The following is a 19,713-nucleotide window of genomic DNA, read 5'->3' on the forward strand; positions in this document are numbered from 1 at the left end:
AATAAAGATAGAATTAGAAAGTTTAAATTAAAGGAAAAAAAATGAAAAGAGACGGTTTTACACTTATAGAGTTAATCTTCGTTATCGTTATTATTGGTGTGTTGGCAGCTGTTGCAGTGCCTAAGTTTACAAACTTAAAGCAGAGTGCAGAAGCGAGAAATATGATTAAAATTGTTAAAGATGCAGAAACAGCTGTTCCAAGTGCAGCTGCTAACATGTCAGATTTAGAAAATAACACGAGTTACAGCTTAAATGATATTTTAACTTTAACAGGAAAAAATATTGTATTAGTTGATACTAACAATACATATGACCTTAACAATACAGCAAATAACGCTACAATAGCAAGTGTTAAATTTAGCAGAGCTAATCGAGAAGTGAACACAAGTATTGATTGTGATGCATTTGTAGATACTAAATCACAAGATAAATGTGCGGATGAACTTGGAACAACAAAAAGTGGTAATACAACACCAGAGTATACGGCACATATAACATACTAAAACTATGAAAAAGGCTTTTACGCTTATAGAACTTATTTTTGTACTTGTTATTATAGGTGTATTGGCTGCAGTTGCCATCCCGAAATTTGGGGGGCTTATTGCAAACTCTAAAGTATCGGCAGAATTGGCTACTGCTTCTACAATTCAATCGGCTCTAGATGATGTTCATAGTGACTGGATTATTAGTGAAGGTAGTTTTAGTTGGGGTAATGACAAAAATGAGAGTGATATAAACTCTCAAGGTTACCCTAAAAAATTGGGTAATTGTCCGCCGGCTTTTGATTGGATTTTAAAATCATCTTCAATCGTTAATGCAAAATGGACGTGTGTAGATAATGGTGACGGTACCTTTAAATATGAGGGACCGGCTTCCCAAGCAGATAGCGGGGTAAATAGTATAAAAGAGGGAAAGCCTGACAAATCTAAACATTGGGATTACAATAGCAGTGACGGCAGCTTTTCGTTAGTTTCTGACAGCTAAAGGTTAGACATCCTTTTTACTATCCAAAGAGCAAATCCTAAAATAAGTGCACTTACTATTGCTATAACTATGCTTCCGCTATTTTCAATATTCATAATATTCCTTTTATTTTGCTAAGTCAACCATATTCCACATAGGCAGAAAAATACCAAGTGCTAGAACCATGACAAAACCGGCGATAGCAGCTATGAGAATAGGCTCTATGAGTGTTGCAATATTATCAACTATATAATCAAATCTATCTTTATAGATTTTTGTGATTTTGTTGAGCATCTTGTCAAGTCCGCCGCCGATTTCACCGGCTTTTATCATCTCTACTATCATATTTTCAAATACTTCTGTCTTTTCAAAACCTTGATAAAGACTCTTTCCTTCTTCTATTGATGTAGAAATTCTCTTTATTTTTTCTTTAAGATAACTGTTTTCTATTATATCAGAAGCTATATTAAGAGCTTCTAACATTGGTATGCCCGCATCAACCAAAACTTGAAACACATACATAAATCTGCTTATCATTGCATTGAGTGTTGCCTTGCCTAATATATATATTTTTAACATCAATTTATCAAGATATAGTCTTACTTTTTCACTTCTTTTATATAATATATTTATAAATATTGATAAAATGACGGCAGAAACTATGATGTAAGGTCCATAAACAATTAGTGCATGCTCTATCCACAATAAAAATTGAGTCGGCAGTGGTAATTCCATATTTGATTGTTGAAAAAAACTTTTAAATTGAGGTACAACAAATATAATAACAACTGAAAATGCTATACCCATGGCAAATATAATAATAAGCGGGTATCTTGTAGCTTTTTGAAACTTCTTTCTATTGTCTATAATATTTTGCAAAATAGATGTTAAGTGGGAAACAGATTCAGAGAGTCGCCCTGTTTCTTCTCCTAATTTAAACATAGAAAGGGTTATAAAGCCTAATTGTTCTTTAAATGTTATTGCTGAATTATATAAACTTTTACCTCCTTCAATATCATTATTTATCTTAGTAAATATAGCTTTTATCATTTCATCATTTTGATTTTTTACAGCTTCTGCCAAAACATAATTAAGAGGCAGTCCGGCATCAAGCATGATGGCAATCTGATCAAGGATAGCTATGAGTTTTTCAGTATCGACCTTTTTATTTTTTATAGGATTTTTAAATTTATTTACATATTGACCAAAAGCTATTTTTAATGGTTTTGAAATCTCTTGAATCCTAATTAAAACACCTATTTTCATCTCATAAAAATTTTGCATTGCTGAAATTTTATTTTCAGCTTCTAATACTATAGAATCTTTTTTCTTTCCAATTTTATAATTTATTCTAAAGTATTTCATAATTACCTATCCTTTGTAATTCTCAATACTTCTTCTACAGTTGTTATACCTTTTAGAGCTTTTTTGATTCCATCTGCTATCATAGGTTTATATAGTCCGTTTGATTCTGCATACTCAATTATAGCTATTTTGTTTGCATTTTCTGATATCATTTTTGCCAATACAGTATCTATAGTTAATATTTCTGATATCATGGTTCTATTGAAGTAGCCTGTAAAATCACATTTGGAACATCCTTGCCCTGTATAAAACTTTATTTCAGGATTAGATAAATATTTTTCAATTTTGCTTAATTGCGCTTTTGTAAGTTTAATCTCATTTTTACAATACGGACAAATTTTTCTAACAAGTCTTTGTCCTACAATTCCAACTAATGCATCAGCGATTAAATAAGGTTTTAATCCCATTTGAATCATTCTAGGGATTGCTCCCGGAGCATCATTTGTGTGCAGAGTTGTAAATACCAGGTGCCCTGTCAAAGCAGCTTGTGATGCAGAATTTAATGTTTCAAAATCACGAACTTCCCCAATGAGTATAATATCGGGATCTTGTCGTAAAAAAGATCTTACAGCCAATGAAAAAGTTAATCCTGTTTTTTCATTTATTTGAATTTGCTGCACAAGCGGCAATCTGTATTCAACAGGGTCTTCTGCTGTCATTACTTTATTTGAAATATTTTTTATCTCATTTAATGCTGCATAGAGTGTGGTGGTTTTACCACTTCCTGTAGGCCCTGTGATAAGCACTATTCCATTTGGAGAATGAATAAAATCCATAAAATTATCTAAATTTTCATCTTCAAAACCTAAATCTTCTAATTTTAGAAGAACTTTGTCACGATCAAGTATCCTCATAACGATTGACTCACCAAATATTGTTGGTGTCGTTGAAAGTCTGAAGTCATAATTTTTTTCATTAATAACAAGACTAAATCTACCATCTTGAGGAATTCTTTTTTCTGAAATATCCAAATTTCCTAAAAGTTTTATTCGTGAAGAGAGAGCATTATATATTTCACTATCAAAAACAAAATTTTCATGAAGTATCCCATCTATTCTTGAACGAACTATCATCTCTTTTTCATCCGGTTCTATATGTATATCACTCGCTCTTTTATTGATGGCTTCTTTTGCTATGAATAAAATAAGCTTCATAATAGCACTATTTTCATCCTCTTTTTTTAAGCCTTGTGTTGTTAACTCTTTTTTTACTTCAGAAATAATTTCTCTAGTAGTTTGAAGTATTTTTATCCGATGAAAAATTACATGTATATCATCACTGTAAGCCAAATAAATTTTGACCGGTTTTATAGATATTGTTCTTTCTAATGCTTCTAAAGCATCATAATTTAAGGGGTCGCTTGTTGCAATATAAACAAAGTCTTCATCTTCTTTAAAAGGTATAGCCTGAGCAGCTTGGAGTATATGCAGGGGGTATTTTGTAGCGATTGCATTAAAATTTATATTTTCGCCGTAAAGATCAACAAAATCTATATCTAATTGTTTAGATAAGGTTTTTAGTAAATCTCTTTGGGTTACATATCCTTCAGCTATAAATATTTCACCTAATTTTTTAGTGTAATTTAACTCTTTTTGTTTTTTTAAAGCTTCGTTAAGTTGATCTTTAGTTATAAAATCATTTTTTATTAATATATCACCTAATCTTACTTTTCTTTGTATCATTTATTATTCCACTTTGATAATATTTTATTAACTTCTGAAGAATTTTCAAATTGACTATATATAGTTAATATTTTTTTAGCCTTTTTTTTATCACCTAAGATGTATAATGATTTTGCATATATTATCCAAGATTTATCATCTGTTTTATCGATGCTGTTTGCAGTTTTTGACCATTTGACTGCATTTTTATAGTCTTGTATATGATAATAATGTTGTGCAAGTTTCAATGCAATATTGTAGCTTTTTCTTTCTTGAAAAAGCTTTTTGAGATTTTCTATATTATACTTTTGAGATTTAAGAACAAAATTATTTTTCTCTATCTTTTTGTTTTGTTTTACAATTGTTTTTTGCTTTACGATTGCTTTAGGCTTTTTAAATGTTTTTTTTGCTTGAATCACCTTAGGTTCTTTATTGGTACAGATTACTTTTTTAATTATATATTCCAAATTATTTTTATCAGCCAATTTCTTTGAGTGTAAAAATTCATTATAGTTTTTTGTTTTATTGCATCTGAGATATAATAGCTGTTTTCCTTTATGAACATAACACGTAAAACCGAGCTTTTCTATTTTTTCTTTCTTTTTATAAAGATATTTTGCATTGAATTTCCTAGCGATAAAAAATTGTAAATAATAGCATTCATTTTTCTTTATAATTTGTTTCTTTTTATGCTGAATGCTTTTACTGTTTTCTTTTGTTTTGTCTTTCTTTTTTTTCATGACAACATCTTTTTTTATAACAACATCTTTTTTAATGACAACATCTTTTTTTACAATCGAAGTTTTTTTTGTTTTAAAATTATCACTATAAGAAAGAAAAATATAGATGCTCGCAGATAGAATTACAACAACAGGTATAATAGCAAACAGATATTTTTTCAAATGATAGATTTTACATTTTTTTTCCAGCATATCAAAATTATACATCTATAAGCCCGCCCTCTATTGCAGCCATGGTTAAAATACATTTAGAAAGTTTTTGATATTTATGCTTATGATTATTTTGTGCATAATTTAGTAGTAAAAACGCAGTATGCAGCATTTTTTTAAATTCTCTAAAGTTCCCCTTAGTATTTTTGTAAATAAAATTTAAATATTTGAAACTTAATTCTTCTAGCAAATACGGCTTATTTATATCTTTTAATTTTAAATATATATAATCTTTGTATTCATTTTTCTGCAGATGATTTAATTCTAGTATTTTGTGTGGTCTTGATGAAAATTGCGGTGCATTTAAAATGTTTTTTGATTCATGTTTATGCATAACAAGAATAAACCAAAATGCTTTTGAATCTGCCAGTATTCTTATAACTTCAATCATATCTTTAGATAGTAGTTGCGCTTCATCTATAATAACAACATAATTTGAATTTTTATATATTGAAACAACTTGTTTAATAAGTCCCTCAATTGAAAAATCTTTAACTTCTTCTTTACTTTTTTTTATAAGTGTTTTTATAAAATCAACAGGTTCCAAAAAAGGTATATCAAATTTTATAATATTAATATTTTCATTATTTTCATTTTCTAAATGATTAACAAAAGCACTTTTCCCTACTCCGGGTTCCCCTATTAAAAAAATTAACTGTTTTGTGTCATTCTTAAAAATATTTAAAAGATTGTTTTTTAAATGCATTGTTTCAAAGCTTTCGAAAAAATTCATCTCTTGCGATTTTTCTTCAAAAATTCGTGATATTTCCAAATAATCCAATTTACTTAACCTTTGATGAATTAAAATCTAATTTATATTTTGAAGTTGAAAAGAATTTATCATCATCTATATCATCAATAGTCGGCATAGATGAATTTTTAACAATTTTCGGTGTTATTAAAATGAACATTTCTGTTCTGCTTTTCTTGTTATTAGTATATCTAAAAATAGTGCTTAGTATCGGAATGTCTCCAAGAATTGGTATTTTTTTTGAGTCTTTGCCTTTTGTAGCACTTATTAGTCCGCCGATAAGTACCTTTTGTCCGTTTTTAACTTTTACAACAGATGTCATTTGTTTAATCTTTGTATCAGGTGGAATTTCTCTTATGCTGGTTGTAGGAGTATTGTCCGCAGAAAGAGAACTTACAACAGGATTAATACTCATAAGTATTTCATTGCTATCGGTAATTTCCGGTATTACATATAAAGTGATGCCTATAAATGTCGAGCCGAGAGAAAAGGTATTTGTACCCGCAGCAGTGCCGCCCGTTGTAGTAACTGATCCTGTTTGATATTTATAACTTAACTGCTGGCCGACATTTACAACTGCAGGTTGATTATTCATAGTCAAAATTTTTGGATTTGACATAACTTTGACATCACCGAAAGTATTTAAGTATTTAAAAAAATTGGATGTTGAAAAATTATAAGCAATACTATAAGAATTATTAAAAGTGTTTCCACCGGTGCCTTGTGTACCACCTAACGTACCGTTTAAAGATACATTTAACTGACTCCAGTCAATTCCCGAAGAGTGACTGTCATCATAAACAAGCTCTATTAATTTAACTTCTATTAATACCTGTTTATGCATTCTTTTCATAAGCAGGTCTAAAAAGTTTTGTATTTTTTGCAAATCTTTTTTATCTGCATTTACGGTTAGCAGTGATGCATCTCTATTTATAAACATATTTACATTTTTTGGATCAAGAAAAAGTTTTGTAAGATTGTTTTTTAAGTTATCCCAAAACGTAAATTTTGATTTTGTTACTATTGTTGTCTGGTCATTTGATGAACTGTTTCCACTGCTATTATTGGTATTATTGGTATTATTGGTATTATTGGTAGTAGTATTATTGGTAGTAGTATTTATTCCGGAAGAACTGCCGGAACCTGAATTTATCGATTTGCTGCTCTCACTGGTTAACTCGCTAACATTTATATAATCAATATTAAAAGTTTTTGTTTTCATATATTGTACATTTATAAAATGTTTTTCTCTGTCATATGTATAAAATAAATTTGCCTCATTAAATAAAAAATTTAAAAAACTTTCTAATGTATAATCTTTTATATTAACATAATCAAGGCTTTTATTTATTTTTTGTTTAGATTCTTTATCTTTAAAAAAGATTGATATATTACATTTTTGAGATAATTCTTTTAGTACGTTAGAAATTTTTAAACTTTTGCTCCCTTTATCATAGGCACTCAACGAGAAAAGATGCTCATCACAATTATTTGTATTTGCAGTTAGAATCCGTGTAAATATAAAAAATATGAATATATATTTCACCCTTGATCCTTTAGTTTTATAATATCTAAATTATTTGATTTTATTAATGGAATAATTGATATTTTTCCTTTTTTTTTCACCTGAATATAGTTATCTGCTATATTTATGATTTTATAACCGTAAACAACTTCACCTACTCTATAGAATCTACCATTTATGTACACTTTTTTATTTAAAATTGCATTAATTGATAAAATCCTTTTAGGAGTAGAAAATAGTTTTTTTGCGGAGTGAGTATTTAGAAGTATTTTTGCTTTTTTAAACGGGTCATAATGAATTATATTTAATGATTTTGCACCTGCAATAGAAGATAATATAAATAAAAATGCTATAAATTTTTTCATTTTTTAATTCCATAAAAATTTATATCATAGCTTACATAAGGAACTGTGCCGTCTGTTTCTATACTTAAATTTTTAATTTGCATTAACATAGAGTTCTCTTCTACTTTTCTAATAAAACTCAATACATTTAAAAATTCTCCATGTCCGGTTACTTTAACATTTTTTTTATATTTTAGTTTGCCTATGAAATCATCATCTTTTTTAGATATATTTACATCATCGAGTAAAATATTATTTTTTACCGACTTAGCAAGTAGATTATTTAAAAAGATATTAAAATCTTTTTGAGATAGAAATAAAAAATGACTTTTAGATAATGCAGAATCAAGATATTTTAATTTTTGTTCATCCTCCGCAATTTTACTCTTTACTTGTAAAATTTCCTGTTTTGAAGATTGTATTTTATTTAAAATCTTTTTTACAGAATATTTATTTAAATCATGATTTATTTTTGTTAATTTCATATCATTACTTTTTTTTTCATCTATAGCATTCGATATATATAAAAAATAAAATAATATTATGACTGCAAAAGGAATAAAAATAAGCAATGCTGTTTTTTCATTTTTATTTAATGATTGAAATTTTTCTTCGAATAAATCTATTTTTTCTCTCACAACTCTATCCTGATTAAACTTTTGTAAATAGTTTTATCTAAATATATCTGTTTTGTTGATACATTGTGATATTGCTTTTTTAGTAGTTCATTAATAAATTTAGCAATATTTTCTCGATTTTTGGAATTAGAAATAAGCATAATATCCATTGTTTTATCATTATGCTGTTTTATGAACTGTGTGTTTAATTTGAACTTGGCTAGTGCCAAAATAACATCATTCATAAATTTTTGTCTTTTATATTTTGCATTTTGAATGAGAGGAATAGTATTTATTGTGTTTTCATACACAAATATGCTGTCTTCAATTTTATTTTGTTTTTTATGTAAATCTGTATATTCCTTTTTTATTTTTTGTAATTTTTTTTCAAATTTTAAATATTTAGCTTTTTCTTCTTTTAGTGCTGTCTGCTTTTGATTAATTTCGCTTTGTTGTTGAAATAATAGAATTTCAATATACGTATATATAATGAGACAAATTATAACACTAAAAGCAAAAACAAAGCTATATTTGACAAGTAAATACTCAAAAATAGGTTTTCTTCTTTCTAGAAAACTGAAATTTAGATGTTGATAGTTGTTATCTTCCTTTGCCATTGAATTTAATTTATATAAATAATCTACATATAGAAAAATATTTCCAAATTTTTCATCTTCTTTAAAATCAAATGTATTTATTGTTAAAGAGTCATAGCCATAAGGGACAAACAACTGCTCTAATCCAAGGATATTATGGTTGTTAAAATCAATAAAAACTTTATCTAGAGCATCAAAACCAAATAAACTTCTTTTATGGTTTATAGAGTACATAATTTTTTCTATATCTTTAAATAGAATACTTTGTATAGAATCTAAAATATGTGTTTCATCCATAGTGTAATTGGATTGTATTAAACCTTTGGTTTGCAGATATTCTTTTAGTTTTACAATTTCAATTCCTGTCTTTTTTGAAATATCACTTAATGAGCTTAAAATTCTATGTCCTATATATCTTCCATTTTGATATAATGCGGCAAATGATTCTGTTTCACTTATGTAAATTATTAAGTCATTGCTCTGTTTATCTAGCTTATTATCATAAAGTGATTGATATACTAAAAATTGTGGAAAGACCATATCTATAGCTGCAACTTTTTTAGTATATTCACCAAAATATTCATCAAAATGTTCTTTGCTAAGAGCAAATGCTTCTACGAGATAATCGCTGCCGATGTCATATTTTATATAATCTACAACATACTCTTTATCGGCATTTAAACCGCCCTCACTGTACATTTTGATTTCTGTTTGTATAGCAATTTCATCATCATTAGTGGTGTTGGCAATTTTATAGGAAAATGTATTTAAATATTTTAATGGAATAATTGCTGCGGTAAAATATTTTTTAGAATCTTTAAAATCAGCAGATTGAATATTATAACCATCATATATAATAGCTTTTTGATTGTATAAAAATATAATATTATCACTACTCATTCAAAACCCCATAAATTTAGCCATAAAACAGCAAATTTCATTCCATATTTTATAATTGATATATTTATTCCTTAATTTACACGATGTATATTACCGCTTAAAGAATCTATCTTTAAAACGGAGATTTTATTTTGATAAGTATATGTTAAATGAATCTCATTATTTTGTAATGAATCAAGAGTTGTCTGATTGTTATCAATGTCACCATCGTGGACTCTTCCCAGCGCATCAAAACATATGACATTAATAGCTGATGAAGATGATAAATCAAAGTACGAATAAAATTTATAGGCTTGCGTGTCTGTTTTGCTTAAGGTATCTACACTTATGCAGCCTATTGAATAATTTATATCTGATGAAGGAAGTGATTTATTATATCCTATAGCCTTATATCTGGTTTCTTCGAGCTTCATTAGTACAAAATTAGTATCATCTCTTAAATGATGCGGCTTGAAACTGCTAATTGCAACACCGGATAATATCCCGATAATTATTATTACAAAAATAAGTTCAAGTAAAGAGAATGCTTGTTTTTTCATGGACGTTGCAGGCTCCTTCTTACTATTCTGACAGGAGTAACATAACCTTTAATTTTTACATTGTTATTATTTGTAGTAATGATTGTTTCTATTATAACATAACCATGTGATTCATTCGTGTTAATTGAAACTATATTACTGTTACAGTTTGGCAGAGTATCATTTCCGTCATTATCTTTGCCATTATATAGATAATAGTGTGTTATATTTACATCTGCTTTAAACCTGCCGTCACTGGAATTAAAATTTAACAGATCAATACAATCATGATTAGAACTTCTATCGTAGCCTTCAATTTTTAAAATAGTAGCCTCCAGTACACTTTGCGAAAAAATCTCAGCCTGCTCTTTTATATAACTGTCCGTTATATGTTTAGCAGAGATTGATACATATTTTAAAGTCATAATAGCAGCACCGCTTAAAATCAGTATCATTCCTATAGCCATAATTAGGTTAAATGCTTTTCTCAAAATACTACCTTCATTTTAGAAAAATGGATAGGCGACGCACCTCTTATGGCTTTATTGATATCTAAATTAATTCTTATTGTATAATCAAGTTCTTCAAATTTAAAACCATCAACATTTTGCATTAAAATTGATACATTTCCATCTTTATTGTTTCCATTTTTGTCTGCACAAAAAGTTTCCCCTTTCCATGGTCTGTAATTGGAAAATAAAAATAGAGTATTATTTAACTTTTGGGTTGAGATATTTAAGTCAGAAATACAAGAAGATGATGTATTAATGTCTGTTCCTCTTGCAACAGCATAAGCAGTGTCAACCAAAAAATATTTTTCATATATGAATTTTGGTTTTTTTGTGTCATTTATAGTAATCAAACCATTATTATCAATTGTAATATCATATGTTTCAATGCTGTTATGCCCATGCCAACCAAATGAACTATTATAGTCATTTATATTACTGCTGGCTCTGTCAAAACTTCCTGCAAATATTAAATTTACTATTTTTTCAGCATAAATATCATTAGATATATGGAATTTGGCTTTTGTTGAGTCACTAATTTTATCACCGTCGCTATTTTTAGAACTTAGCGTAGCATTTGCAGTATCTAATGTGGACATATCTATAAATTCACTATAGTCTCCTTTGGTAAATGATTCATGGGCTGTACCTATCCATTCAAGTATTGGTTTATTGTCTGTTAAATCACCTATATATTGAAATTTATCACTCTCTGTATCATAACCTATAGTGGTATATGGAACTCTGCTTGAGAGGTAGTTACTTAGCTGATTTACTGCAATTTGCGATTCTAAAGATAATTTTGTTATCTCTTTTGCTTTATATGAGCGAATCATAATAGCCTGTAACCCTTTATATGTTGCAGTAGATAAGAAAGAGATTATAATTAAAACAAAAATTAATTCTAATAAGGTAGCGGCATTCCTTTTCAATTCCAAACTCTCTTATTAATTTGGAATTGTCCTATATTTTGAGCTATGAATGACATTTGTACAAAAGAATTACCAAGAGCCGAAGCTTTTTTCTTAACATCGACTTTTATTGTGATTCTTTTTGTATTTGTTGTATTGCTTTTTGTTGTAGATGAAAAAGTATTGCCATTTTCTGCAATATCTTCTAAATAATCTACGCTGACATTTAAGTCGTATGCTCTTGAATTAGTATTGTTTGTTGCATTAATAGTGTCAAAATCATCCATATCGTTATTATAGCTTTCATTGCTGTCACTACCTAAAGAAGATGCATTTTTGGCATTTTTACAGTTTCTTGAACCGTCAAATCCGCCTATGCGATAAGTTGTTGTTGTATTACAGTCATAATCAGAGTCTCCGTTTGCTACAAGTAAAATATCATTATATTTTATATTTTCCTCATCCCATGCAGTTGATTTTATAAGCCCAATATATGCTATGGCATTATACATAGCTTCACCTTTTAGATTTTGGACAGAAACTTTGGCAGATAATTGTAATATTTTTGGGAGTACAGTAAAAGCTATAGCTATAATAACCATTGATAAAATTAATTCTATAAGTGTAAAAGCATTTTTTTTAATCATCTTAACAATCTTACTCCCCGACTATTTTTACTGACATTCGCATCAAAATGTACACCTGTCGTATTTCCGCTTGTAACGGCATTGCCTTCAGATTTTTTTTCATAGTTATATTTTATACATGGGTGTTGTGTACAATTACTTCCAGCACTGTAATCATAAGTATTGCCAAAATTTTGTGGTGCATACCATAACCATTTATCTACTCCCAAATGTATAAAATATGTACCTTCATTTTTGCCGGCATTATGAACACTAATATCAAAAACCCCGTTCCCTTTAAATGTAACTGACGTGTTAAAATCAGCAGATTCTACAGAATCAGTTTTGTCGGTAGAAGAACTTATGTTGGAGTCGCTTATATTCCCGTCATTTTGTGTTGTATGTTTATTAATTAAATACCAATCTAATAACTCCTCTTTAAAACCGTCAACATAATCATTATCAGCACTATCATATACTAAAATTTCGGCACTTACATTGTCATCTGTTTGTGATGTTGCAAGGTCTTGAGTATATGTACGTGCAAAGTAAAAGGTAGCATTCCCGTCAGTTGCGGCATTTGAAAGTGATATGTTTTCATCAGAAACATTAACATCCGTAATATTAAAGTCAAAAGGATTAACGGTTTTAGAATAGTTCCTGTCAAAATTTATAAACACTTTTAGAAGTGTACTTCCATTGTGATCAGTTGTAAAATTTTCTTTTGGATATGATGTTATATTTATATCTACATTTTTATTGACTATATTTAAAGATGAGTTCAGATCTGAATCATCTTGATAAATATATAATATTTTAGATAAATTACCGTCTCCTATGCTGCTGTGTGAAATGTTTATATCGATGTTTTTAGCATAGCAGTTTTTATTATAATTTTTTGCAGCTTCATTTTGTTTATTTTGAGCAGTGACATTTAAGTCTAATCTTGTTGACATATTTAAGTCTTGAGAGATATAGGTAAATTCATTATTTTCATCAAAGTTGTACAAAATAGAATCTATTTTAAAGTGATGCGGTAAAACTGTAAGTCTGGTTGCATTTTCATCAATTCGAGTATCTGTATCTGTATTCCAATGCCCGCTTATATTTTGATCTTTACAATCAATTCCTGCAAATCTATTTGTACATGTAATGTCTCTATCTGTAATATTCAGGTCTATTTTTCCAACTTCATTATAGTTGGATGTGACGGTTACATTTCCATCATTAAAATTGATACTGCCGTTAAAGTCTCCATTTATACAATTTGTATTTATTTCATTTACATGTAAATGAAAACTTGACCCGTTACTTTCATTATAATCACTTGCATTAGCATCACTTCCATACACTTTTGCAGCGTAAGATATGTTGAAGTCTTCTCCTGCATATATCTGCGTGGATGGCGGGTATATAATAAATCTGTCCGGTCTTATGGTAAAATTGTCCGTTGCATTTGTGTCATTACTATCTATGCTTGACATGCACTCCGCATCTTGTATGTTTTTAAACCATTTTATGTATAAAGTGGCGTTTACACCTCCGCCTATTGCCCTGATAACAGTAAATGAGGCATTTTTTTCTTTATTGTCACTCCATATTGTTTTATTGTAATCCCCCGCATATCCGCTGGTTGACTCAACTTTAGCGCACACGGTTCCGTTAAAGTCTTGTTTAGTACCATTTTCATCCAGTGACATAAGTGTAAGTTGAAACTCTCGGCTTACTATTTTTGTTGAAATATTTCTGTCATCTTCACCCCTGAAAATATCTCTTGCATCAAATTGATAATTTCTTATTGGCGGTTGAGTGCCTCCGCACTCCGGCGCAGTTCTATCTGAACCGTCATAATTTTTCCCATTATTTTCATTGCCATATATAGTTTGTATTTGAGAGTTGCTTAATGCTTTATCAAAGATTTTAAATTCATCGACACTTGCACCTATTGATTGAGCATTTGTTACGTTATCGTTACTGTTATAATCACTATTAAATAATAATCCGAGGTTTCCTCTATTTGGATGAGTAGTAAATGTATGTTCTTTGTTTGTATCAAGATAAAAATCTGTTCCGTTATTGGTAATTACAAAGGTAAGCATATACCAACCACTTAAATTTTGTGGATTAAAATTCATAGATTTACTGTCATGGTCATCATCAATATTTAAAGTCCACTTATTTCTTCTTATGTCCTTCGTGAAGTATATAAAATCTTTATTACTGCCTGTTCTATCGGCTATATTAAAATACTGTACTCTTTTTCTGCCGCTTCTAAAGATTTTATGTCCATTGGTATTAAGCGGAAATTTAATCCAAGTCGTAAGAGTGTATTTATGTGGCAGTGATAAGTCTGTTTTTGAAATAATTGCTTTATCATCACTGGCAGTACTGTTTATATCTCCGGCTCTGTAAATTTTCCCATCCTCAATAGTATCGGCATTGTTTAGCGCTGAAGCATTATAGTCGTTTTCAAGGCTTCCAAAATTTTTAATTTCATAAGTGTTACTGCCGCTATCCCAGCTGCACTCATCCATATGATAATTAATGATTGGTGTAAGTGAAGGAGTTTCACCGCTACAGCTGTTTGGACAACTAGAAAGTGTTTGGTTGTCAAAAACATGATTATAATTATAATCTCCGCTTACGCCTTCCCAAAAATTTCCTTTATAATCATTTCCATTCTTTTCAGTTCTAGCCAAATTTTCTTTTGGTGCGCCGTATATACAGTTATTGTTTACTTTTGCATTAGTTTCCCAGTTATGAACATAAAGATCATAAAATGAAGAATCATTATTTTTATAAAAACAACTGTCCTTTATCTGAATATTATTGGTGTTTGTATCAAAAAAGATTGTATGATTTTTTTGACTAACAATCTTGCTTTTTTCAATATTCGGTTTTCCATTTTTTAGTTCAAGTGCAATGCCTGTTACATTAATATCTGAATTTTTGATGCTAACAGTGCCGTTTACATTTGCATCACCATAAATTCCCCAGTAATTTTCATTTGGGCTATTGCCTTTTAGTGTTAAATTGTCAAAGGTTATATCATTTGATTTTCTGATTATAAAACCGTAAGAAGAGGTTGAACTGTTTACATCCTTAAAAGTATAGTTGCCTTGCATCCCCCAATCACAAAAGAGAATATATCCTGTACCGCTTATTCCGGTAATATTTGCATCTTCCATATTCAAATCATTACCGTTTTTTATATAAATACCATACTCTTGATTTGCTTTTAGAGACAAATGTGTAAAAGTCAGTTTTCCTTTTATACTGCTATCTAAAAATATACCATACCCGCTGCTGCCGTTTATACTGAGAGTATCAAAATTTATGTCATCAGCTTTTTTTACATTTATGCCTTCACCTTTATTTAAATCTATATTTACATTTTTAAAAGTAAATTGTGCATTACTATCAATTCCCCAGTCAAGATAAAGTGCTGTTTTATAGTCACTATCATAATCTGTCGCTTTTATATCTATATTTTCAAAAGTTATATTTTTTGAATGTTTAACAAAAATTGCGCTTTGTTTTTTTACATTAAAATTCAAATTTTTAAATATATGATTTTCATTTTTAATATTATCACCGAGAAAAATTCCAAAATAGTTTGCATTGTTCCCGTCTATCGTTATATTTATATCTTCAAAAGTCTGTTTTGTTCCTTTGTTTATATAAATTCCATTTGCTTTGGAGTTTATAGTTAAATTTTTATATATGCCTTCTCCGTCAAAGTTCCAATCTCCATATATGGCGCTTCCGGCTTCTGTTTTTAAAATAACATTATTTAGAGTTATAATTTTACCTTTTAAAAGTCTGAGTGCATAATAGTTTGCATTTGAACTTGTCTCTTTTAATGATATATTTTTTATTATTGTATTTTCACTTGAATTATTAGAACCTATAGTTAATGTATATGTATTGCTATACCAGTTTACATCAGTCGGCGAAGAAGCATCGGCACCATTTGTTATAATTAAATTTTTTAAACCATCTATAATTACTGCTTCATTATAATCACCTTTACAGATTTTAATGGTATTGCCGTTTTGAGCATTATTTACGGCATCTTGAATTGAGACATAATTATTAGAGAAAGAAAAACCTTCACAATTAAAGTAACCCAGGAAACTAGGTGTATTATCAACAACTAAAGTTTTTGCAAATAAAACGTTGACAAATATAAAAAATATAAAAATGATTTTTATCACTTATTGTTTCCAATGTATTAATTTTTTAAGTTCATTTTATCAAAAATAGAATTAAAAGTAAGCTTTATTTTATAAATAGTAGTATACTTTGTGTATAATTATTGTATGTAAATAAATTCAAAGGATGTTAAAATGGTAGAATTTTTGAAAAAAGCAATGGACTGGGTTTTGGAAAAAGAACAAGAAGCTGCAAAAAAGTGTTACGTGAATCCTGCAGATGTTCAAAAGCAAATTGAAATTTTAGAAGCAAAAAGAGCCCAACTGCGCAAAAAATTTGAAGAAGAAGATGCAGAGTTTGGACATGTTTTAAGCAGACTTTCGTTGATAAAAGTAAATGCAAGTAAATGTGAAACAAAATAAGATGCAAAATATTTTAGAAGCTATTTTCTTCGGCTTTAGTGGGATACTCAACTATAAAACAATGAAACTGGCATTGGCAATCGGTGCTGTAGTGACTATCATCTGGTCGGTTATCGGCTATTTTGTGTGGGATGATTTGGTCTCTTTTGCTGCATATTTTATTGATTTGGTTCCTTTTTCCATGTTGCGTGCAAACGGAGCATGGATTCTCTCATCATTTTTATGGTTTTCTCTTGTACTAGTAACATTTGCTTTAGTTTTAGCATTTTTTGGCAATATGATTTTAGAAAGAGTTTCCAAAGAAAAATACAGTTCGTTTTCTTTGCTGGTAGTATTTGTAAGTGCTGCTTTTTGGTCATTAATTTGGTTTTTTAAAGGCTCTTACATACATGTACAGTTTTTAAAACTGCTCAATTGGCTGCCGTTTGAAACAGTAGAAGCGAGTCTCTCATATTTGATGGGGCTCTATTTTATTTACAGTGCCATTATTGTGACGATGCTATTGGTAACAAGCTTTTTTAGTCAAACACTGCTTGAAGATATCCGAGACAAAAATTTTCCTTATGAACCGCTTTTAGAAGAAGATGAAGTGAAAGTGAGTGAAAACAGATTACTGGATATATTGATTTATGCCATCATTTCTATTATTGCTTTTCCTCTGCTGTTTATACCTATTTTAAACTTTGTTCTTCAGCTTGGTTTATGGATTTGGTTGATTAAAGATACTTTTGTAAATGATAGCGCGGCTTTGGTTATACCGAAAGAGAAAAGAGCAAAACTTTCTGAGTATAAAGGAGGGTTTTTAACTATAAGTGTGGTGACATCACTCTTTAATTTTTTACCGGTTTTCAATATCTTTGGACCGTTTTTTGGTGAGATTGCGATGTTTTATTATTTAAAGGGAATTCAAAAGGAGTTATAAAAGAAAATTGCATTTTTTGAGATTAAACCTGAAGAAAAAAGCTTTTTTGAAGAGCATGTGAAAAATCATGCATTGTTTTTTTTGATCGTTGCAGCGCTCAAAACAAAGAAATTTTGGGCAGTGTTCAAGATTCCGTGTCAACGTCGGATAATTCCTAAAATTGTAACATAAAGCAAAGCTATCTATTTTACTTCGACTCTATTTCTTCCGTGTTCTTTAGCTTCATAAAGTGCATCGTCCGCTCGCTTTATTAATGACTCTTTCGTATCATCTTCTTTAAAATGTGTCACTCCAAAACTTACAGTAACTTTTCCAACATCTTTAAAGTTGTATGATTCTATATTGTGTCTTAAACGCTCTACCAAAATTTGTGCTTCATCTGATGGAATGTTTGACTGAAGTATGATAAACTCATCCCCGCCCCAACGCGCAATCAAATCACTTTTTCTGATACTATCATGCCCAATCTTAGCAATCATTTTTAGAACATCATCACCGCAAAGATGCCCATATGTATCATTTACTTTTTTAAATTTATCTACATCAAATAAGATGACTGACAAATTTACTTTATAGCGTTTCGCCCTATCTATAGAAAATTGAAGTACTTCATCAAATCTAAGACGGTTTGAGATACCTGTCAACTTGTCAATTGCAGCTAACTCTCTAAGCTTCTCTTCCAATAACATCTGCTCGGTAACATCTTTTCCTGTTGATACAAAATAGCTTATATTACCTTTTGCATCAACAATTGGTGCAATTGCTTTGTACTCATGGTAAAGCTCACCATTTTTCTTTTTGTTTAACATATAGCTTCTGAATATATTTTTAGATAGTATAGTTGCCCATAATTCATTTCTGTAAAAGTCAATAGAGTGCCTTCCAGATTTTACAATATTTGACTTTTTACCAATTGCCTCTTTTTTTGTAAAACCTGTTTGTTGTTCAAATGCAGAATTTACATATTCAATAACTCCGTTTCTATCTGTTATTACAACACTATCTCCACTATGCTCAATTGCACTTGAGAGCTTCAACATATCCATTTCCGTTCTTTGTCGCAAGAGTTGAAATAAAGCAATAGCAGCAAATGCGGAGACTACACCACAAAAGGAACGAAATACCTGAACCGGCACTCCGAAGTATTCTTGAAATGTTGTGTAGTTTATAATTGAAGCCATTAATATTGGTGCTTTTGGAACAACAATTCCTGCAAAAATTCCATAAAAGAAAAAAGAAAAACTCAAAATGAATAAGTAAACTTTGGCTGAGATAAGGGTTTCAATCCCTTGTGCATCTTTTTGCATAAAAAGTACATATGAGGTTAGAAAGATTCCGGGGATACCAAATAGATACCGTGCCCATACATTTCCTTCCAGATAGAGGTTGTCGCTTTGAAAAGAAAACACTGCAAACATCAGAAGAAGAGTGCCTACCACAAATTTAATATGGGTATATGATACTTTTTTTTGTTCTGAAAGAGAAATCAGCCCAAAATATAATAAAAACAGGAACGAAAGCGGTAGGATGACAAAACTAGCCATTTCAACCACTGGTGTTTTAGTCTGCTCAATGTATGCAAACATATCAATCCATTCACTTATTCCATGAATAATGCCAAACACCCCAATTAGCCAAAAATGCGCACTCAGCTTGATAAAAGCCGACATTTTAGGATACAGCAACACTGCAAGACCAAATGAAAAAAATGACAAACCATAAATAAAATATATATAAACCACTAAATAAAACCTCTGATTTATTAGAATAATAACATAGATTATTTTAAAGGTAGTTGTAGCCATTCTTACGGTTTCTACTCAGGTCTTGTGAAAGGTAAGCATCTATCTCAGCTGCAGATGCGGCTTCGGTAAGTTGTTTTATGAGTGAGCCTAAAGCTCCGTCAGAACCGCCAATACTATAACTTTTTTTTATAACTTTATTCTTATGTTATTAAGTTTATGATAAGTAGTCAGTA

At 29.5% G+C, this 19,713-nt stretch carries 18 protein-coding genes and 1 pseudogene; 4 read left to right on the plus strand and 15 right to left on the minus strand.

Annotation, left to right across the window (positions count from 1 at the left end; all coding sequences use genetic code 11):
* Nucleotides 1-41: 41 nt before the first annotated feature.
* Together SAUT_RS11540 and SAUT_RS02225 are read left to right on the plus strand one after the other, a co-directional pair.
* Complete coding sequence (locus tag SAUT_RS11540; RefSeq protein WP_013326247.1) at nucleotides 42-503, plus strand: type II secretion system protein; 462 nt, start codon at nucleotides 42-44, stop codon at nucleotides 501-503.
* Nucleotides 504-507: 4 nt separating this feature from the next.
* Nucleotides 508-984: a type II secretion system protein gene (locus SAUT_RS02225; RefSeq protein WP_013326248.1), complete on the plus strand. Its 477-nt coding sequence runs from the start codon at nucleotides 508-510 to the stop codon at nucleotides 982-984.
* A 105-nt stretch (nucleotides 985-1,089) separates the two neighbouring features.
* Here SAUT_RS02225 and SAUT_RS02230 read toward each other — a convergent pair whose 3' ends face one another.
* The 13 genes from SAUT_RS02230 to SAUT_RS02290 all read right to left on the minus strand — a co-directional run bounded on the left by SAUT_RS02230 (nucleotide 1,090) and on the right by SAUT_RS02290 (nucleotide 16,453).
* Nucleotides 1,090-2,328 (minus strand): type II secretion system F family protein, encoded by a 1,239-nt coding sequence (locus tag SAUT_RS02230; RefSeq protein WP_013326250.1) that lies wholly within the window; start codon nucleotides 2,326-2,328, stop codon nucleotides 1,090-1,092.
* 2 nt (nucleotides 2,329-2,330) lie between these two features.
* Nucleotides 2,331-4,010 (minus strand): GspE/PulE family protein, encoded by a 1,680-nt coding sequence (locus tag SAUT_RS02235; protein ID WP_013326251.1) that lies wholly within the window; start codon nucleotides 4,008-4,010, stop codon nucleotides 2,331-2,333.
* Nucleotides 4,007-4,936, minus strand: a complete 930-nt coding sequence (locus SAUT_RS02240) for a CDC27 family protein (RefSeq protein WP_013326252.1) — start codon at nucleotides 4,934-4,936, stop codon at nucleotides 4,007-4,009. Before SAUT_RS02240 ends, SAUT_RS02235 begins: the two co-directional genes overlap by 4 nt.
* Nucleotides 4,929-5,720 (minus strand): ATP-binding protein, encoded by a 792-nt coding sequence (locus SAUT_RS02245; RefSeq protein ID WP_013326253.1) that lies wholly within the window; start codon nucleotides 5,718-5,720, stop codon nucleotides 4,929-4,931. Before SAUT_RS02245 ends, SAUT_RS02240 begins: the two co-directional genes overlap by 8 nt.
* Nucleotide 5,721: 1 nt before the next feature.
* Entirely contained in the window at nucleotides 5,722-7,236 is a 1,515-nt protein-coding gene (locus SAUT_RS11015) for a type II secretion system protein GspD (protein WP_013326254.1), read from the minus strand.
* On the minus strand, nucleotides 7,233-7,580 hold the full coding sequence (locus SAUT_RS02255; protein ID WP_013326255.1) for a hypothetical protein: 348 nt from the start codon (nucleotides 7,578-7,580) through the stop codon (nucleotides 7,233-7,235). The genes SAUT_RS11015 and SAUT_RS02255 overlap by 4 nt, the downstream gene beginning before the upstream one ends.
* Nucleotides 7,577-8,197 (minus strand): hypothetical protein, encoded by a 621-nt coding sequence (locus SAUT_RS02260; protein ID WP_013326256.1) that lies wholly within the window; start codon nucleotides 8,195-8,197, stop codon nucleotides 7,577-7,579. The genes SAUT_RS02255 and SAUT_RS02260 overlap by 4 nt, the downstream gene beginning before the upstream one ends.
* Entirely contained in the window at nucleotides 8,194-9,672 is a 1,479-nt protein-coding gene (locus SAUT_RS02265) for a hypothetical protein (protein ID WP_013326257.1), read from the minus strand. The genes SAUT_RS02260 and SAUT_RS02265 overlap by 4 nt, the downstream gene beginning before the upstream one ends.
* Nucleotides 9,673-9,743: 71 nt before the next feature.
* On the minus strand, nucleotides 9,744-10,211 hold the full coding sequence (locus tag SAUT_RS02270; protein ID WP_013326258.1) for a prepilin-type N-terminal cleavage/methylation domain-containing protein: 468 nt from the start codon (nucleotides 10,209-10,211) through the stop codon (nucleotides 9,744-9,746).
* Nucleotides 10,208-10,681 (minus strand): hypothetical protein, encoded by a 474-nt coding sequence (locus SAUT_RS02275; protein WP_013326259.1) that lies wholly within the window; start codon nucleotides 10,679-10,681, stop codon nucleotides 10,208-10,210. Before SAUT_RS02275 ends, SAUT_RS02270 begins: the two co-directional genes overlap by 4 nt.
* On the minus strand, nucleotides 10,678-11,535 hold the full coding sequence (locus tag SAUT_RS02280) for a hypothetical protein (RefSeq protein WP_148218496.1): 858 nt from the start codon (nucleotides 11,533-11,535) through the stop codon (nucleotides 10,678-10,680). The genes SAUT_RS02275 and SAUT_RS02280 overlap by 4 nt, the downstream gene beginning before the upstream one ends.
* Before the next feature lie 92 nt (nucleotides 11,536-11,627).
* Nucleotides 11,628-12,257 (minus strand): type II secretion system protein, encoded by a 630-nt coding sequence (locus tag SAUT_RS02285; RefSeq protein ID WP_013326261.1) that lies wholly within the window; start codon nucleotides 12,255-12,257, stop codon nucleotides 11,628-11,630.
* Complete coding sequence (locus SAUT_RS02290; protein ID WP_013326262.1) at nucleotides 12,254-16,453, minus strand: right-handed parallel beta-helix repeat-containing protein; 4,200 nt, start codon at nucleotides 16,451-16,453, stop codon at nucleotides 12,254-12,256. Before SAUT_RS02290 ends, SAUT_RS02285 begins: the two co-directional genes overlap by 4 nt.
* A 132-nt stretch (nucleotides 16,454-16,585) precedes the next feature.
* Between SAUT_RS02290 and SAUT_RS02295 the strand changes: the two genes are divergently transcribed.
* Together SAUT_RS02295 and SAUT_RS02300 are read left to right on the plus strand one after the other, a co-directional pair.
* Nucleotides 16,586-16,813, plus strand: coding sequence for a hypothetical protein (locus SAUT_RS02295; RefSeq protein ID WP_013326263.1), 228 nt, complete (start codon nucleotides 16,586-16,588; stop codon nucleotides 16,811-16,813).
* Between the two features lies 1 nt (nucleotide 16,814).
* Nucleotides 16,815-17,735, plus strand: a complete 921-nt coding sequence (locus SAUT_RS02300) for an EI24 domain-containing protein (RefSeq protein ID WP_148218528.1) — start codon at nucleotides 16,815-16,817, stop codon at nucleotides 17,733-17,735.
* A gap of 182 nt (nucleotides 17,736-17,917) precedes the next feature.
* Here SAUT_RS02300 and SAUT_RS11020 read toward each other — a convergent pair whose 3' ends face one another.
* A complete protein-coding gene (locus SAUT_RS11020) occupies nucleotides 17,918-19,450 on the minus strand; it encodes a sensor domain-containing diguanylate cyclase (RefSeq protein ID WP_245534118.1) in 1,533 nt (510 codons plus the stop codon).
* A gap of 79 nt (nucleotides 19,451-19,529) precedes the next feature.
* Nucleotides 19,530-19,670 (minus strand): annotated as a pseudogene (locus SAUT_RS11625) (IS256 family transposase); the annotation flags it as partial.
* Nucleotides 19,671-19,713: the final 43 nt, after the last annotated feature.

Origin of the sequence: Sulfurimonas autotrophica DSM 16294, from assembly GCF_000147355.1 — a bacterium.
GTDB classification, from domain to species: Bacteria; Campylobacterota; Campylobacteria; order Campylobacterales; family Sulfurimonadaceae; genus Sulfurimonas; species Sulfurimonas autotrophica.

What these genes read in the sequence shown, in the direction of transcription:
- SAUT_RS02285 (WP_013326261.1), bottom strand. Translation starts at nt 12,257, where the DNA reads ATGATTAAAAAAAATGCTTTTACACTTATAGAATTAATTTTATCAATG.
- SAUT_RS11540 (WP_013326247.1), top strand. Translation starts at nt 42, where the DNA reads ATGAAAAGAGACGGTTTTACACTTATAGAGTTAATCTTCGTTATCGTT.
- SAUT_RS02225 (WP_013326248.1), top strand. Translation starts at nt 508, where the DNA reads ATGAAAAAGGCTTTTACGCTTATAGAACTTATTTTTGTACTTGTTATT.
- SAUT_RS02300 (WP_148218528.1), top strand. Translation starts at nt 16,815, where the DNA reads ATGCAAAATATTTTAGAAGCTATTTTCTTCGGCTTTAGTGGGATACTC.
- SAUT_RS02240 (WP_013326252.1), bottom strand. Translation starts at nt 4,936, where the DNA reads ATGTATAATTTTGATATGCTGGAAAAAAAATGTAAAATCTATCATTTG.
- SAUT_RS02255 (WP_013326255.1), bottom strand. Translation starts at nt 7,580, where the DNA reads ATGAAAAAATTTATAGCATTTTTATTTATATTATCTTCTATTGCAGGT.
- SAUT_RS02230 (WP_013326250.1), bottom strand. Translation starts at nt 2,328, where the DNA reads ATGAAATACTTTAGAATAAATTATAAAATTGGAAAGAAAAAAGATTCT.
- SAUT_RS02295 (WP_013326263.1), top strand. Translation starts at nt 16,586, where the DNA reads ATGGTAGAATTTTTGAAAAAAGCAATGGACTGGGTTTTGGAAAAAGAA.
- SAUT_RS02280 (WP_148218496.1), bottom strand. Translation starts at nt 11,535, where the DNA reads ATGATTCGCTCATATAAAGCAAAAGAGATAACAAAATTATCTTTAGAA.
- SAUT_RS02265 (WP_013326257.1), bottom strand. Translation starts at nt 9,672, where the DNA reads ATGAGTAGTGATAATATTATATTTTTATACAATCAAAAAGCTATTATA.
- SAUT_RS02235 (WP_013326251.1), bottom strand. Translation starts at nt 4,010, where the DNA reads ATGATACAAAGAAAAGTAAGATTAGGTGATATATTAATAAAAAATGAT.
- SAUT_RS02270 (WP_013326258.1), bottom strand. Translation starts at nt 10,211, where the DNA reads ATGAAAAAACAAGCATTCTCTTTACTTGAACTTATTTTTGTAATAATA.